The 14296-nt window shown below is 63.1% G+C and carries 15 protein-coding genes; 7 read left to right on the top strand and 8 right to left on the bottom strand.

All coding sequences use genetic code 11. The annotated features are described in order from the left end of the window. Nucleotides 1-6: 6 nt before the first annotated feature. A complete protein-coding gene (locus H7A77_RS22865; RefSeq protein WP_182074701.1) occupies nt 7-1242 on the bottom strand; it encodes an FAD-dependent oxidoreductase in 1236 nt (411 codons plus the stop codon). A 280-nt stretch (nt 1243-1522) separates the two neighbouring features. Here H7A77_RS22865 and H7A77_RS22870 point away from each other — a divergent pair, with 280 nt between their 5' ends. Further along, nucleotides 1523-2392, top strand: coding sequence for a LysR substrate-binding domain-containing protein (locus H7A77_RS22870; protein WP_033642340.1), 870 nt, complete (start codon nt 1523-1525; stop codon nt 2390-2392). On the opposite strand, the gene sseA is transcribed toward H7A77_RS22870, so the two are convergent. Next, nucleotides 2389-3234 (bottom strand): 3-mercaptopyruvate sulfurtransferase, encoded by an 846-nt coding sequence (gene sseA, locus H7A77_RS22875; RefSeq protein WP_182074702.1) that lies wholly within the window; start codon nt 3232-3234, stop codon nt 2389-2391. The genes H7A77_RS22870 and sseA overlap by 4 nt on opposite strands. A 107-nt stretch (nt 3235-3341) precedes the next feature. On the opposite strand from sseA, the gene H7A77_RS22880 reads away from it, so the two are divergent. Continuing rightward, nucleotides 3342-3764 (top strand): NUDIX hydrolase, encoded by a 423-nt coding sequence (locus H7A77_RS22880; RefSeq protein ID WP_033642342.1) that lies wholly within the window; start codon nt 3342-3344, stop codon nt 3762-3764. Between the two features lie 10 nt (nt 3765-3774). Here the strand turns inward: H7A77_RS22880 and H7A77_RS22885 are convergent, their stop codons facing one another. The 3 genes from H7A77_RS22885 to H7A77_RS22895 all read right to left on the bottom strand — a co-directional run bounded on the left by H7A77_RS22885 (nt 3775) and on the right by H7A77_RS22895 (nt 6980). Next, nucleotides 3775-4440, bottom strand: coding sequence for an epimerase (locus H7A77_RS22885; RefSeq protein ID WP_182074703.1), 666 nt, complete (start codon nt 4438-4440; stop codon nt 3775-3777). Beyond that, nucleotides 4437-5462, bottom strand: a complete 1026-nt coding sequence (locus H7A77_RS22890; protein ID WP_182074704.1) for an AraC family transcriptional regulator — start codon at nt 5460-5462, stop codon at nt 4437-4439. Before H7A77_RS22890 ends, H7A77_RS22885 begins: the two co-directional genes overlap by 4 nt. Before the next feature lie 81 nt (nt 5463-5543). Further along, nucleotides 5544-6980 carry a PLP-dependent aminotransferase family protein gene (locus H7A77_RS22895; RefSeq protein WP_046896896.1) on the bottom strand — a complete coding sequence of 479 codons (1437 nt, stop codon included), beginning with the start codon at nt 6978-6980 and terminating at the stop codon, nt 5544-5546. Between the two features lie 180 nt (nt 6981-7160). Between H7A77_RS22895 and H7A77_RS22900 the strand changes: the two genes are divergently transcribed. From H7A77_RS22900 to H7A77_RS22910, 3 genes are all read left to right on the top strand, one after another. Further along, the gene (locus tag H7A77_RS22900; protein WP_072628086.1) at nt 7161-7343 is read left to right on the top strand and encodes a DUF1127 domain-containing protein; all 183 of its coding nucleotides are present in this window, start codon (nt 7161-7163) and stop codon (nt 7341-7343) included. A gap of 9 nt (nt 7344-7352) precedes the next feature. Then, nucleotides 7353-7976 (top strand): glutathione S-transferase family protein, encoded by a 624-nt coding sequence (locus H7A77_RS22905; RefSeq protein ID WP_072628085.1) that lies wholly within the window; start codon nt 7353-7355, stop codon nt 7974-7976. A 227-nt stretch (nt 7977-8203) separates the two neighbouring features. Continuing rightward, nucleotides 8204-9334 (top strand): Gfo/Idh/MocA family protein, encoded by a 1131-nt coding sequence (locus H7A77_RS22910; RefSeq protein ID WP_042783948.1) that lies wholly within the window; start codon nt 8204-8206, stop codon nt 9332-9334. Nucleotides 9335-9435: 101 nt separating this feature from the next. Here H7A77_RS22910 and H7A77_RS22915 read toward each other — a convergent pair whose 3' ends face one another. The 3 genes from H7A77_RS22915 to H7A77_RS22925 are packed head-to-tail and all read right to left on the bottom strand — an operon-like array spanning nt 9436 to nt 12567. Next, nucleotides 9436-11307, bottom strand: a complete 1872-nt coding sequence (locus tag H7A77_RS22915) for an amidohydrolase (RefSeq protein ID WP_033652684.1) — start codon at nt 11305-11307, stop codon at nt 9436-9438. A gap of 21 nt (nt 11308-11328) precedes the next feature. Then, nucleotides 11329-11874 (bottom strand): antibiotic biosynthesis monooxygenase, encoded by a 546-nt coding sequence (locus H7A77_RS22920; RefSeq protein ID WP_033652685.1) that lies wholly within the window; start codon nt 11872-11874, stop codon nt 11329-11331. 48 nt (nt 11875-11922) lie between these two features. Beyond that, on the bottom strand, nt 11923-12567 hold the full coding sequence (locus H7A77_RS22925; RefSeq protein ID WP_004939390.1) for a hydrolase: 645 nt from the start codon (nt 12565-12567) through the stop codon (nt 11923-11925). Nucleotides 12568-12707: 140 nt separating this feature from the next. On the opposite strand from H7A77_RS22925, the gene H7A77_RS22930 reads away from it, so the two are divergent. Both H7A77_RS22930 and H7A77_RS22935 read left to right on the top strand, forming a co-directional pair. After that, on the top strand, nt 12708-13619 hold the full coding sequence (locus tag H7A77_RS22930; protein WP_042783950.1) for a LysR substrate-binding domain-containing protein: 912 nt from the start codon (nt 12708-12710) through the stop codon (nt 13617-13619). 41 nt (nt 13620-13660) lie between these two features. Beyond that, a complete protein-coding gene (locus H7A77_RS22935) occupies nt 13661-14035 on the top strand; it encodes a cell envelope integrity TolA C-terminal domain-containing protein (RefSeq protein WP_047572209.1) in 375 nt (124 codons plus the stop codon). The last annotated feature ends 261 nt before the right edge of the window (nt 14036-14296 follow it).

Genomic DNA, 14296 nt, shown 5'->3' on the forward strand with positions numbered 1-14296 from the left:
CCAATGCTATTCCGGCGGGCAGGTTTCGTTGGACAGATGCCGCGGCGTTTCACGGCGAAAACCCAGGCCGATGATGCGGCCGAACAGGCGCGGCAGCCAGCGGCTGTTGCCGACGCGGGCGATCAAGCGCGAGCCGCCCGCCGCGCGGCGTTCGCCCGGCTTGCGCTGGCTCATTTTGATCTGCAAAAACTGGATGGCGCGAGTGGGGAATTCGCGCCGGCGCTGCACGCTCAGCAGGTGCTTCAGCTGCAGCCGATGCTGGCGAAGCGGCGGGATCAGGGCGTTGGCGGCGGCCACCGCGTCCTGAATCGCCAGGTTGACGCCCACGCCGCCGATCGGCGACATGGCGTGCGCGGCGTCGCCGATGCACAGCACTCCCGGTTTGGCCCAGCGATCCAGACGATCGATGCGAATGCTCAGCAGTTTGACCTGATCCCACTCGACGATCTCCTGCAGGCGATCGTCCTGGAACGGCGCCACCTCGGCGAGGTGCAGCAAAAATTTCTCCAGCCCGCTGCGGCGGATCGCATCGAAGCTGCCTTTGTCGATCGAGTAACCGCACTGCCAGTAGTCGCCGCGATCGATCATGATGAAGTTCTGTTTCGGCCCGGTGTGGCCCATCGACCAGGCCGGATCGCCCGGCTGCTTGCTGAGCTTCATCCACAATACGTCGCGCGGCGCGCCGAAGGATCGGCTGCTGAGCGCCGCCTGTTCGCGCACCACCGAGTTGCGGCCGTCGGTGCCGATCACCAACTGGCTGCGCACGCGGATTGGGCCTTCCGGCGTGTCGGCCAGCACGCCGCACACCTGGCCGCGGTCGTACAGCAGCTGGTGAACCTGCGTTGAGGTCAGCAGCCTGAAGTTGGGGAAGGCGGCGGCCTGCTGGGCCAAAAAGTTGAGGAACTCCCACTGCGGCATAAAGGCGATAAATTTGCATCGCGTCGGCAGGCGGGTGAAATCCGCCAGCTTGATGTCGCGTCCGGCGACTTCGGCGTGCAGAGATTCCGCGCGCTGATGCGGCAGCGTCAGCAGTTCGTCGAGCAGGCCCAGTTGATGCATGACTTCCAGCGTCGACGGGTGAATGGTGTCACCGCGAAAATCGCGAAGGAAATCGGCGTGTTTCTCCAGCACCGTCACGTCGATCCCCGCCCGCGCCAGCAGATAGCCGAGCATCAGCCCGGCGGGGCCGCCTCCCACGATGCAGCAGGTGGTGGCGTAAGGTGTGATTGGTGATGACGACATGACGGTTGACCCCGGAGAGCGGCCCGTATCCCGCGAGCCGCAAATGAATATGCAATATTGATAATGATTATCAATATCACATTGAGCTGTCAACCCGCGTCGCAGTGTGGTCAAAGGGAGCGGACAGAGGGGCGGAACCGGCGGGCAGGGTAAAACGGTATTGCATCGCGAGCATAAGGATTCTCCGGAAAGACATTGACCCGGAGCGCGTGACACGCCATCTTTATCAGTAAAATCGGTATTATTTTGATTGATGGTTCAGAAAATCAGGATGGTCAGCATGGGGCGAATAACGTTCGATCTCGAGGATTTGCGCAGCTTCGTCACCGGCGTCGAGCTGGGCAGCTTCGCCAAGGCGGCTGAACGGCTGGGGCGTTCGACGTCGGCGGTCAGCGCCCACCTGAAAAAGCTGGAACAGCAGGTTGGCGCGCCGATCCTGCGCAAGGCCGGGCGCGGCATGGTGATGACCGAGACGGGGGAAACTCTGCTTGGCTACGCGCGCCGCCTGCTGGAGCTTAATGACGAAGCCGCCGCCGCGGTGCGCGGGCTGGATCTGCAGGGCACGGTGCGGCTGGGGTTGCAGGAGGATTTCGGCGAGACGTTTCTGCCGCAGGTGTTGGGCAGCTTCGCGCGCGCCAATCCAAAGGTGAGGATCGAGGCGCGCATCGCGCGTAATGCCGAGCTGATCGACTGGGTGCTGAAAGGCCAGCTGGATCTGTCGCTGGCGTGGGATGGCGGTCTGAGCACGCCGTTTCATCAGGCGCTGGGGCAGCGGCAGTTGCACTGGATCGCGTCGCCCGGCTTCGCGCTGGCGCCCTGGCGAGAAGGGGATGAGCCGCTGCCGTTGGTGATGTTCGACGCGCCCTGTCTGATGCGCAGCGCGGCGACGCAGGCGCTGGATCGCGCCGGCATACCCTGGCGCATCGCCTTTAGCAGCCGCAGCCTGAACGGCGTGTGGGCGGCGGTGAGCGCCGGGTTGGGCGTTACGGTGCGCACGGCGGCGGGCTTGCCGCCCGGCCTGTCGCCGCTGGCCCCCGATCTGCTGCCCGCTCTCGGCCAACTCGGCGTGGTGCTGCACCGCGCCGAGGATCAGCCTTCGGCCGCCGTGCAGCGGCTGGCGCAGATCGTGGTCGAGCGGATCGAAACTTAATCTTGGGCGATAGGCTGCTTGCCGCTCAGCTGGCCCCATTCGCTCCAGGCGCCGTCATACAACTTGACCTGCGGCGCGCCGAGCGACAGCAGGCCAAACGCCAGCACCGCCGCCGTCACGCCGGAGCCGCAGCTGGTGATGATTGGGCCGTTGATGTCCACCCCCTTGTCGCTGAAGGTTTGGCGCAGCGCCTCCAATGATTTGAAGCGGCCGTTTTCCAGCAGCTCGCTGTACGGAATGTTGATGCTGCCGGGAATATGGCCGCGATGCAGCCCGGGGCGCGGCTCTGGCGCTTCGGCATAAAAGCGCGGCGCGGCGCGCGCGTCGAGAATTTGCACCGGCGTGCCTAACGCTTGCTCCACTTGCCGCATATCCACCACCGCGTCGGCGTTGAACCGGGCGTTAAACGTCTGCGGAGCAGGCTGCGCCGGGCCGGTTTCCAACGCTTGCCCCAGCGCGGTCCAGCCGTTCAGCCCTTCATCCAGCACATAGACGCGCTCGGCGCCGAAATTGCGGAAAGTCCACCAGCCGCGCGGTGCGGAGAACTGATTGCCCTCGTCGTAAATCACCAGGGTATCGCGCTCGCTGATGCCCAATTGGCCCGCCGCCGCGGCGAATTCCGCCGCCGTCGGCAACATGTGCGGCAGCGCGGTGTTTTTGTCCGCCACGTCGTCGATATCAAAATAGACCGCGCCGGGGATATGGCCGCGTTCGAACTCGGCAAGCATATCTTTTTTCGGCGTCAGCCCGACCGGCGACATCCGAACGTCGATCACCACCAGATTTTCATCGTTGATATGTTGCGCAAGCCATTGGGGAGTCACCAGAAACGGAGAGTTCATCGTCATTGTTCGTCTGTTGTGAAAACGGATTTTCACTATACACCAGGCCGCGCGGGGATGAAGTATGATGTTCAGTCAAAGGCGATGGGGTCGGGAGCGGAGAAATCATGACGGACGAGGCGTTTGGCGGGGCCAAGATCGCGCTGCTGTGCGACGGTCTCTTGCTGGTTTACCAACGGGACGACAAGCCGGGCATTCCGTGGCCCGGTCAGTGGGATCTGCCCGGCGGCGGGCGGGAAAACGGCGAAACGCCGCTGCAGTGCGTGCAGCGGGAAACGCGGGAAGAGTTCGGCGTGGCGATCGCCGAACACCAGGTTGTCTGGCGGCGGCGCTACGCCGGCATTTTGCCCGGCTCCCCGCCGACCTGGTTTATGGCCGGCGAGATCGCCCCGGCGCAGATCGCCGCCATTCGCTTCGGCGACGAAGGCCAGCGCTGGCGGATGATGCCGGTGGCGCAGTTTATTGAGCATCCGCAGGGCATCGAGCATCTGCGCCGCCGGGTGGCGGAGTATTGGCGGCGGCGCGGTTGATGACGGTATTTCAGCGCGTCGCCAGTTGATTGATCTGCGGCGGCTCCAGGATGCGCAAAGCCGTTTCCCGGCGCGCCACCGCCAGCATCGCCAGCCCGATTCGTTCGGTGCTGCTCACCTGCGCGGGAAACAGTCGCAATGCGCCGAGCCACAGCGGCTTGAACAGCCGATAAATCAGATCGTATGCGCGGACTTTGGAGCGAATGCCGTGCAGCGGCACAATGGCGCCGGGGCGGAACATCACCGCGTGGAACGGCAGCGCCAGCAGCGCGTTTTCGGTGGCGCCCTTGACCCTGGCCCACATGCTGCGGCCGCGTTCGCTGCTGTCGGTGCCGACGCCGGAAACGTAGAGGAAGAGCATCGTCGGATTCAGCCTCGCCAGCGGGCGGGCGGCGGCCAGCGTGAGATCGTAAGTCACCGCGCGATATTCGGCTTCGCTCAGGCCGGCGGACGAAATCCCCAGGCAGAAGAAACAGGCGTCATAGCCGGCGAGCTGCGGCTCCAGCGCCGACAGATCACGCAGATCGGGCAGGGAGAGCTGGCGCAGCTTAGCGTGGCTCTGCGCCACCGGACGACGGCCGATGCTGAGCACTTCGCTGACGCGCGGATCGCGCAGGCATTCCCGCAACGCGCCCTGGCCCACCATGCCGCTGGCGCCGAAGATAATCACTTTCATGCTCTGTTCTCCCACTGGCCGGCGGTGCGCTTCATCCGCCAGCGGCTGGGCGTCAGCGCTTCCCACTGAATAAAGGCGCGGCTGAACGAATTCAGCTCTTCGAATCCCAGTACAAAGGCGATTTCCCCTGGCTCAAGATCGGTCTCCGCCAACAAGCGGCAGGCGGTGCGGTGGCGGGTTTTGTCCAACAACTGCTGGTAGCTGTAGCCGTGCCGTTGCAGACGGCGCTGCAGCGTGCGCGGGCTGAGATAGAGCTCCGCGGCCACGCTGTTGACGCTGGGGCGCTGGCCGCGCATGCTGCGGCCGAGGATCGTCATCACCTGTGTGGGCAAATCTTGCTCGGCGCGCGCTTCGGCCAACTCGGCCTCCAGCTCCGGCAGCAGCAGCGCCAACATGTCCTGGTCGTGGGTGATAAGCGGCTGCTGCATCAGCGCACGGTCAAATACCAGCACGTCCAGCGGCGCGTCGAATCGCACCGGGCAGCCGAAGTGGCGCAGCAGCGGTGAGTGGGGATCGCGACGGCGGGTCACCTCAAGCGCCTTGGGCTGCAGCGGTAAACCGGTGCCACGGCGGCACAGGGTGGTGATAGAGGCGAACATGGTGTCTATCAGCAATTCCGGCGTATGGTCCTCGATCATCGTCCAACGCGTATGCAGCCGAACGCTGTCGCCATCTTCCTCCAGCATCAGTTCTTCCGGGCACACCAACCGTTTGTAGCGCGCGACTTTACGCAGGGCCTCGCCCATCGTGGCGGAGTGCAGTGCGGCGACCGACGCGATATCGTAATGCTCCGGCGCGACGTCGCCGCCCAGCCGCAGACCAAAGGCGGGATCGTCGCTCAGTTGGGCGAGGGCGCGCCAGACGGCGAAGAACTGCTGGGTGGTCAACCGCACTTTTACGCGCCGCTCGCTGAGCAGCCCGGCGGGCAAGCCGGCTAACTGACCGACCCGTTCGAGATCGACGCCTTGCGCCGCGAGGCGCACCGCCAACGCGTTGGAAACCGGAATTTGATCGCTGCTCATGGTTGTTGCCTGCCAGTGGTAAGAGAAGGCATTACTCTAAAACAGCCTGTCCGTGCGCCGATAATCCGATCGCGTCAAGATTTAATCCGATTGCGCCAAACTGTCGGCCGGCATCAGCCGCTGGATGGTGGCGCCGACCCGCTGTACCGCCTGCTCGATCTCCGGCGTCAGCGCCGGCGCATAGTTGATGCGCAGGCAGTTGCGGTATTTGCCGGCGGCGGAAAAGATGCTGCCGACGGCGATCTGCACGCCCTGCTGCTCGAGATGACGGTTGAGGCGCAGGGTGTCGAACGCTTCATCCAGCTCTATCCACAGCATAAAACCGCCGCGCGGCCGGCTGACGCGGGTGCCTGCCGGGAAGTATTTCAGGATCAGATCGGTCATGCGGTCGCGGTTTTGCTGGTAGCGGGCGCGCATGCGCCGCAGGTGCTTCAGATAGTGCCCGCCGCGAATGAATTCGGCGATCGCCAGCTGCGGCTGGGTGGCGGTGGCGCCGGAGCCGATGAACTTCATGTGCAGCACCCGCTCCAGATAGCGGCCGGGCGCGATCCAGCCCACGCGCAGCCCCGGCGCCAGCGTTTTAGAAAACGAGCTGCACAGCAGCACGCGGCCATCTTCGTCGAACGATTTGATGGTGCGCGGCCGCGGGTAGTGGTAGGCGATGTCGCCGTAAACATCGTCTTCGATGATCGCCGCATCATGGCGCTGCGCCAGCGTCAGCAGCCGCTGTTTATGGGCGTCGGGCATGATGTAGCCCAGCGGGTTGTTGCAGTTGGGCGTCAGCAGGACGGCCTTGACCGGCCACTGTTCCAGCGCCATCTCCAGCGCCGCCAGGCTCACGCCGGTCAGCGGATCGGTGGGGATTTCCAGCGCTTTGATGCCCAATCCCTTCAGCGTTTGCATGGTGCCGTGGAAGCAGGGGGAATCGACCGCCACGATATCGCCGGGTTGGCAAACGGCGCGCAGCCCGGCGGAGATCGCTTCCTGACAGCCGGTGGTGATCAGCAACTGATCGGCGCCGATTTGGCAGCCGGAATCCAGCAGCAGGCGCGCGACCTGTTCGCGCAGCGCCGCCACGCCCTGAATGCTGTCGTAATACAGGCTGCGCAAATCGCCGTGGCGGGCGGCGTTTCTCAAGGCGACGATCAGCGGTTTCATCGTCGGCTCGGCGATGTTTGGCATGCCGCGCCCCAGTTGGATCAGGCCCTCGCGCGGCCGGCTGCGCACCAGTTCCAGCACCTGTTCCCATTGCGAAATGTCCACCGGCCGCTGCACCGGCGCCGTCATGGCGGGCAGCTCGGCCTGCGTGCGCTGCGCATGCACGAAGTAGCCCGATTTCGGCCGCGCTTCCACCAGGCGCTGTTCTTCCAGCAGGCGGTAGGCTTGTTGCACCGTGCTGATGCTGACGCCGTGTTCCAGGCTCAGCGCACGCACCGAAGGCAAGCGGTCGCCGGCCGGATACAGTCCTTGCTGGATGCGCTGGCTAAGAATGGCGGCCAGGGCGGCATAGCGTGTCATACAGATGCCTCTCGTTGAGTTGAATGCCGTAAAAACCGGTACAGATGCCTCAAAAGTAAACCATTCAGCGCATTTTGGTATGCAGCTGTATGAAAAAAATAGCGCTAACGTGCATCTGTATTGTTTTTTGCCCGGCGCGCATCATCACAACAAGGCGAAAACATCAGGGGGAATAATAAGATGGCTCTGTTTGATGGCATGACGACGTGGCGACGGGTAGGCTGGTCACGCTGGCGTTGGTATTTGTTGCGTCGCAGAACGCGCAGAGAATTACTGCTGCTGAACGACCGGCAACTGGCGGATATCGGCCTGACGCGGGCCGATGCCTGGCGGGAAGGGTATAAACCGTTCTGGAGAGGGTGAGGAAAGCGAATGCTGAAATTATTGGGTAAGGCTTCATCGATCAACGTGCGCAAGGTGTTGTGGACCTGTCATGAGCTGGCGCTGCCGCTGGAACGGGAGGACTGGGGCAGCGGCTTTCGCTCCACGCAGGTACCCGAGTTTTTGGCGCTCAATCCCAACGGCCTGGTGCCGGTGCTGATCGACGGCGCACGGGTGCTGTGGGAATCGAACACCATTTGCCGCTATCTGGCGGGGCGGGAAGGGCGCCGCGATCTGCTGCCGCAGGAACCCGGCGCGCGCGCGGCGGTGGAGATGTGGATGGACTGGCAGGCCACCGATCTGAACGGCGCCTGGCGCTATGTGTTCATGTCGCGCGTGCGCGGGCATGCGGATTACCAGGATGCCGCCAGCCTGGCCGCCGCCGAGCGCGAGTGGAATCGGCTGATGGGCTTGCTGGATGCGCATTTGGCGCAGCACGGCCCTTACGCCGCCGGCGCCGCCTTCACGCTGGCGGACGTGGTGCTGGGGCTGTCGCTCAACCGCTGGCTGATGACGCCGTTCGAGCGGCCGGAGTATGCGGCGCTGGCGGCCTATCAGCAGCGCCTGCTGCAACGCCCTGGCTACGTTCAGCACGGTGCCAACGGTTTACCGTAATATGAAATAAATGGTTCATTTTACCTTATCCGGATACGGCAACGCCGCGTTCGGATTTTCCTTTTTGCATCATCCTGTCAACGTTTCATGAACGACATCACGAATCCGAACTTTCTTTTTCCGTGCGCTTGTTATTGAAATTTGTATTCCATATAAAACCGTTATCAGCTGGCGCGTTTCACTCAGGGCGCCGGGTTTCAGCAAGATTTCGGTCACGGGAGAGGATGATGAAACAGGTACGCGTTGGGTTAATCGGCACCGGCTATATCGGGCGTTGTCACGCTATCGCTTATGCGCAGGCCCCCACGGTATTTCCCCTTAAAGGGGATCTGGTGCTGGAGATGCTGGCGGAGGTGACGCCCGAGCTGGCGGCGCAGCGCGCGGCCGAGTTCGGCTTTGCGCGTTCGACCGGCGACTGGCGGCAGCTGGTGGCCGATCCGGCGATCGACGTGGTGGACATCTGCGCCCCCAACTTCTTGCACAAAGAGATGGCGCTGGCGGCGATCCGCCACGGCAAGCACGTGTATTCGGAAAAACCGCTGGCGCTGGACGCCGCCGACGCGGCGGAGATGGTGCAGGCCGCCCGCGCCAAGGGGGTGAAAACGCTGGTCGGTTTCAACTACATGAAAAACCCCACCAGCCAGCTGGCGCGCGAGATCATCGCCAACGGCGAAATCGGCGAGGTGGTGCATTTTTACGGCACCCACAATGAGGATTACCTGGCCGACCCGCGCACGCCGATCGACTGGCACTGCCGCCGCGCCAGCGCCGGGCTGGGCGCGTTGGGGGATCTGGCGGCGCATATCGTCAATATGGCGCACTACCTGGTGGGCGATATCGTGGCGGTCTCTGGCGATATGCAGACCGTGATCAAACAGCGGCCGGATCCGCAAGACCCGTCGCGTATGCATCCGGTGGAAAACGAAGATCAGGCCGGCGCGCTGCTGCGTTTCGCCGGCGGGGCGATGGGCACTATCGAAACGTCGCGCATCGCCTGCGGGCGCAAGATGGGGCTGACCTATGTGGTTACCGGCACCAAAGGCACGCTGAGTTATACCCAGGAACGGATGGCCGAACTGAAGCTGTATCGGCACGATGAACCGGCGGAGCGGCAGGGGTTCAAGACGTTGCTGGTGGGGCCGAAGCACCCGGACTATGCGGCGTTTTGCATCAGCGCCGGGCACGGCATTGGTTTTAACGATCAGAAGACGGTGGAGATCCGCGATCTGGTCAACGGCATCGCCGCGGGCGATCGCATGTGGCCGGACTTTGAAGAGGGCTGGAAGGTGTCGTGCGTGCTGGACGCGATAGCCGCCTCCGCCGAGCAGCGGCGCTGGCTGGAGATCAACCGCGATTGAAAAGAAAATGGCGCTCTCCGCGGACAGCGCCATTAATTTATTACATTGCCAGCTTAATAGCTTATTAAATTAATTTTATAATAAGTTATTGGCTTGATAACTTAGAACGAGAAACACGAACAGCCGAACGCGCCCCAGAAGGCATTCTCGTCCGACACCGGGATGCTGGAGCGGCGCGCGATGTCATGCTGGTGCGCGTGCACGCCGCACGGGCCGCAGCATTGGTGCGCCTGGCTCACTACCCCGACGCGGGCCGCCGCCGACGGCGGCGCGGAGCGGTAATGGCCCGGCACCTGGGTGACCGGCGACCACTCCGGCAGCACCGGCAGCGGCGGCGGCGCCAGCGGCGAGAAGCTGCCGGCGGCGTAGACCACCTTGCCGTCCACCACCGTCATCACCGACTCGATGCCTTTGATCTGCTCTTCCGGCACGCTGAAGTAGTCCTGCGACAGCACCGCCAAATCCGCCAGTTGGCCGACCTTGATCTGGCCTTTCTTGCCCTGTTCGGTGGAGAACCAGGCGCTGCCCTGGGTCCACAGCATCAGCGCCGTTTCGCGATCCAGCCGGGCGCTGTCGTCGTACATCGCCATGCCGCCGACGGTGCGGCCGGAGACCAGCCAGTACAGCGCCGTCCACGGGTTGTAGCTGGCGACGCGGGTGGCGTCGGTGCCCAGCCCGACCGGCAGCTCGGCCGCCAACATTTTCGCTACCGGCGGCGTATGTTTGGTGGCTTCGATGCCGTAGCGGTCGGCGAAATATTCCCCCTGGAACGCCATGCGGTGCTGGACCGCAATGCCGCCGCCCAGCGCCTTGACGCGCTCGATATTGCGTTCGGTAATGGTTTCGGCGTGGTCGAACAGCCAGTGCAGGCCGTTGAACGGAATATCGCGGTTCACCTTCTCGAACACGTCCAGCATGCGGCTGATGGATTCGTCATAGGTGGCGTGCAGGCGGAACGGCCAGCGGTGCTCGACCAGATGGCGCACCACTCGCTCCAGCTCGTCTTCGGTGCCCGGCGGCAGATCCGGGCGCGGCTGCAGGAAGTCTTCGAAGTCGGCGGCGGAAAACACCAGCATCTCGCCGGCGCCGTTGTGGCGATAGAAGTCGGTGCCCTGGCCCGGTTTGAGCATGTCGGTCCACAGCTCGAAGTCTTCCAATTCCTGCTTCGGCCGCTGGGTGAACAGGTTATAGGCGATGCGGATGGTCAGCTGCTTTTTCTCGTGCAGCTCGGCGATCACCTGATAATCCTCCGGGTAGTTCTGGAAACCGCCGCCGGCGTCGATGGCGCTGGTGAGGCCGAGGCGGTTCAGCTCACGCATAAACTGGCGGGTGGAGTTGACCTGCTGTTCCAACGGCAGCTTCGGCCCTTTCGCCAGCGTGGCGTACAGGATCATGGCGTTGGGTTTGGCGATCAGCATGCCGGTCGGGTTGCCGTTGGCGTCGCGCTGGATCTCGCCGCCCGGCGGGTTCGGCGTGTCTTTGGTGTAGCCGACCACTTTCAGCGCCGCGCGGTTGAGCAGCGCGCGATCGTATAAATGCAGAATAAATACCGGCGTGTCCGGCGCCGCCTGGTTGATTTCGTCCAGCGTCGGCATGCGGCGTTCGGCAAACTGGAACTCGGTCCAGCCGCCGACCACCCGCACCCATTGCGGGCTCGGCGTGCGCAGCGCCTGCTCTTTCAACATGCGCAGCGCGTCGGCCAGCGAAGGCACGCCTTCCCAGCGCAGCTCCAGGTTGTAGTTCAGACCGCCGCGGATCAGGTGCAGGTGCGAGTCGTTCAGGCCCGGAATGGCGGTGTGGCCGTGCAGATCGATCACCTGGGTTTCCGGCCCGGCGTGTTGCATGACTTCGGCTTCGCTGCCGACCGCCAGAAACTTGCCGTCGCGAATGGCGACCGCCTGCGCGGTGAGGTTTTGGCGGTCAACGGTGTGAAATTTGCCGTTGGTGAGGATCAATGAAGCGTGGTGGTTCATAACATTCTCCCGGCGAACCGCCTAGCGGCGGATCAGCCATTGATGAAAAACGCGAGTCACGATGGGCATCCACAGGTACACCACTAGGGCGACCACGGTGGCGTCATTGAGAAAATGGCCGAGCAGCGTGCCGTTCAACTGCGGCAGCGCCAGCCCCCAAAACCAGGGCACCAGATTGGTGGAAGGGAAGATCACCAGCAGGGTGATGATGAACTGCTTCCACTGGGGCGGTTGGCGCACGCCGGGGTTGGGCGGGGTAAACCAGAACTCCGCGCCGGGGCGGATCTCGATATGGTCATTCTCCAGCAACAGCGGAGTGACTTCTTCGATGTATTGCTTGCGCAGCGGCGAGTTGAGCCAGCGGTAGAGATTATCGACATTGTCGAAGCGGACCAGCACCGTATAGGCCTGTTCGCTGTCGGATGGGCGGATGACGTTGACGCCCAGATGGCCGGTGAAGCCCGCGGCGTCCGGCATGATGCGGTTCAGCCAGGCCTCATAGGCCTGCTCGTTCCCCGGCGCCAAACGGTGGGTGATCACCAGCGTGACATGCTGCGGATGGGCCATAAAACCGACTCCTGAAAATACCCCGGCGCGGGGCCGGGGCAGGGGGAATTATTTCACCGTGCGGGCCGGTGCGTGGTGCACCATGGTGTAAGCGTAGTCGACGCCCATGCCGTACGCGCCGCTGTGTTCGCGCACCAGCGCCATCACCGCGTCGTAGGTGTCTTTGCGCGCCCAGTCGCGTTGGTACTCCAGCAGCACCTGCTGCCAGGTCACCGGTACGGCGCCGGCCTGCACCATGCGATCGATCGAGCGCTCGTGCGCATCGACGGAGGTGCCGCCGGAGGTGTCGGTCACCACATACACTTCATAGCCGGCTTCCAGCGCCATCAGCGCCGGGAAGGTCAGGCACACTTCGGTCCACAGCGCGGAGATCACCAGCTTTTTGCGGCCGGTGGCTTCCACGGCTTTGACGAAGGCCGCGTCTTCCCAGGAGTTCATCGAGGTGCGTTCAATCGGGGTGATTTCAGGGTGTACCGCCAGCAGCTCCGGCCAGATATAGCCGCTGAAGCTTTCGGTTTCGACCGAGGTGAAAAGGGTAGGAACGTTGAAAATCTTGCCTGCCTTCGCCAAACCAACAACGTTGTTTTTCAGTTGCTGACGATCAATATTAGCCACGCCGAAGGCCATTTGCGGTTGATGATCGATAAAAATCAGTGCGGAGTTGTCTTTATCAAGCAGTTGAAACTTGGACATAATTTACCTTCCCAGTGATATTTCGGTTGAACATCTGATGAGTGTAACGCCGATAAAACCCATGGTAGGCAGAGGGCGATTTCAAAGATACCGCAGAATTTTTGCCGACTTGTTGAGTTTTTTTATACACGGGAGAAAACATGAGATTAAACCTGGAAGCGCTGCTGATTTTGGATGCGCTGGACCGGCACGGATCTTTCGCCGCCGCGGCCGCCGCACTGTTTAAAACCCCTTCGGCACTGAGTTATATGGTGCAAAAGCTCGAGAACGATCTCGACATCACCCTGCTCGATCGCTCCGGCCATCGGGCGAAGTTCACCGATACCGGCAAGCTGATGCTGGAAAAAGGGCGGGTGCTGCTGCGCGCGGCGCAGGATCTGGAACAGCAGGCGCGCTATGTCGAAAACGGCTGGGAAAGCGAGATCACGCTCGGGATCGACGCATCCTTCCCGTTTGCCCGCCTGTTGCCGTTGATAGAAGAGTTCTACCGGCAGCATCACCATACCCGGCTGCGTTTCAGCCACGAGGTGCTGGCCGGCTCCTGGGAGTCGCTGGTTTACGGCTGCGCCGACATTATCATCGGCGCCATCTGCGAGCCGCCGTCGCGGGTGGGCTATGCGTTCAGCCGCCTGGGGCAGCTGGATTACGTGTTTGCCGTCGCGCCGCAGCATCCGCTGGCCGCGCTGCCGGAACCGTTGCCGAAGGATGAGATCCGTCAGCACCGGGCGGTGGTGGTGCGCGATACCTCGCGCGTCAACGCGCCGCAGAGCCTGAACCTGCTGGAAGAGCAAGACACGCTGACGGTCTTCGGCTTCGACGCCAAACTGCAGGCGCAGCTAGCCGGACTGGGCTGCGGCTATCTGCCGCGCGCCTTGGCGGAACCTTACCTGAACAGCGGCGAACTGGTGGCGAAACGCGTCGAATCGGAACGTTGCAGCGACATCGCCTACTTCGGCTGGCGGGAAAGCGCCAGCGGTCTGGCGGCCAAGTGGTGGCGCGAGCGGCTGCAGCGTTACGCAGATGACGGTGAGGCTTACCCAGCGGCGCAGTAAGGGCGCTCGATAAAGATTAATCCCCAATAAGGACATAGGGAATGAAAAAGACACTAAGCCTGTTGGCGCTGTTACTGTTGAGCGGCTGCGGCGCGGGCGCCGGGCGTCAGGCCGGCACCCCCTTGCCGTCGCCGCAGACCGAGGCGCCGGTTGCGGCGCCGCTCAGCTATCCGGTGCGGGTGCATAACGCGGTGAGTCGCGAGCTGCGTTTGCCGGAGCATGCGCGCGGCCAACGCTGCACCATCAGCATCCGTCTGCGGCCGGACGGGAAACTGGCGAGCAGCAAGATCGTAAGAGGCGATGCGCCGCTGTGCGCGGCGGCCAACGCGGCGGTGCAGCGCGCGCAGTTTCCGCCGATGGCCAGCGCCACTGAATACGCGTTGTTCAACGCCGTGGTGCTCGATTTCGTTCCCTGAAGGGATGTGACCGACGGGCTGCCTGCGCGGCCAATGCTTGTCAGTTAGCGTTTTTTTGAAGTACTCGTGACGTTTTCGGTCGATAAATGAGAGGTGCATCATGATGCTCCTGCACCTCGACCGAGCCAGGGGCCGAAAGGCGCGGCCCCTGGCAACCCGCGCCTTTGCCCTATCAGACGGTTGGCTTTGCCAACGTTACTCAGCCCATCCCTGGGCCTCGCCCCTTCGGGGCCGCTGCAAGCAGCGTTCAAATCTGCTCCA

Source organism: Serratia sp. ME47, assembly GCF_903970925.1.
GTDB classification, from domain to species: Bacteria; Pseudomonadota; Gammaproteobacteria; order Enterobacterales; family Enterobacteriaceae; genus Serratia; species Serratia ureilytica.

What these genes read in the sequence shown, in the direction of transcription:
- H7A77_RS22910 (WP_042783948.1), top strand. Translation starts at nt 8,204, where the DNA reads ATGAAACAGGTACGCGTTGGGTTAATCGGCACCGGCTATATCGGGCGT.
- sseA (WP_182074702.1), bottom strand. Translation starts at nt 3,234, where the DNA reads ATGAACTCTCCGTTTCTGGTGACTCCCCAATGGCTTGCGCAACATATC.
- H7A77_RS22895 (WP_046896896.1), bottom strand. Translation starts at nt 6,980, where the DNA reads ATGACACGCTATGCCGCCCTGGCCGCCATTCTTAGCCAGCGCATCCAG.
- H7A77_RS22865 (WP_182074701.1), bottom strand. Translation starts at nt 1,242, where the DNA reads ATGTCGTCATCACCAATCACACCTTACGCCACCACCTGCTGCATCGTG.
- H7A77_RS22900 (WP_072628086.1), top strand. Translation starts at nt 7,161, where the DNA reads ATGGCTCTGTTTGATGGCATGACGACGTGGCGACGGGTAGGCTGGTCA.
- H7A77_RS22890 (WP_182074704.1), bottom strand. Translation starts at nt 5,462, where the DNA reads ATGAGCAGCGATCAAATTCCGGTTTCCAACGCGTTGGCGGTGCGCCTC.
- H7A77_RS22880 (WP_033642342.1), top strand. Translation starts at nt 3,342, where the DNA reads ATGACGGACGAGGCGTTTGGCGGGGCCAAGATCGCGCTGCTGTGCGAC.
- H7A77_RS22870 (WP_033642340.1), top strand. Translation starts at nt 1,523, where the DNA reads ATGGGGCGAATAACGTTCGATCTCGAGGATTTGCGCAGCTTCGTCACC.
- H7A77_RS22925 (WP_004939390.1), bottom strand. Translation starts at nt 12,567, where the DNA reads ATGTCCAAGTTTCAACTGCTTGATAAAGACAACTCCGCACTGATTTTT.
- H7A77_RS22905 (WP_072628085.1), top strand. Translation starts at nt 7,353, where the DNA reads ATGCTGAAATTATTGGGTAAGGCTTCATCGATCAACGTGCGCAAGGTG.
- H7A77_RS22935 (WP_047572209.1), top strand. Translation starts at nt 13,661, where the DNA reads ATGAAAAAGACACTAAGCCTGTTGGCGCTGTTACTGTTGAGCGGCTGC.
- H7A77_RS22915 (WP_033652684.1), bottom strand. Translation starts at nt 11,307, where the DNA reads ATGAACCACCACGCTTCATTGATCCTCACCAACGGCAAATTTCACACC.
- H7A77_RS22885 (WP_182074703.1), bottom strand. Translation starts at nt 4,440, where the DNA reads ATGAAAGTGATTATCTTCGGCGCCAGCGGCATGGTGGGCCAGGGCGCG.
- H7A77_RS22930 (WP_042783950.1), top strand. Translation starts at nt 12,708, where the DNA reads ATGAGATTAAACCTGGAAGCGCTGCTGATTTTGGATGCGCTGGACCGG.
- H7A77_RS22920 (WP_033652685.1), bottom strand. Translation starts at nt 11,874, where the DNA reads ATGGCCCATCCGCAGCATGTCACGCTGGTGATCACCCACCGTTTGGCG.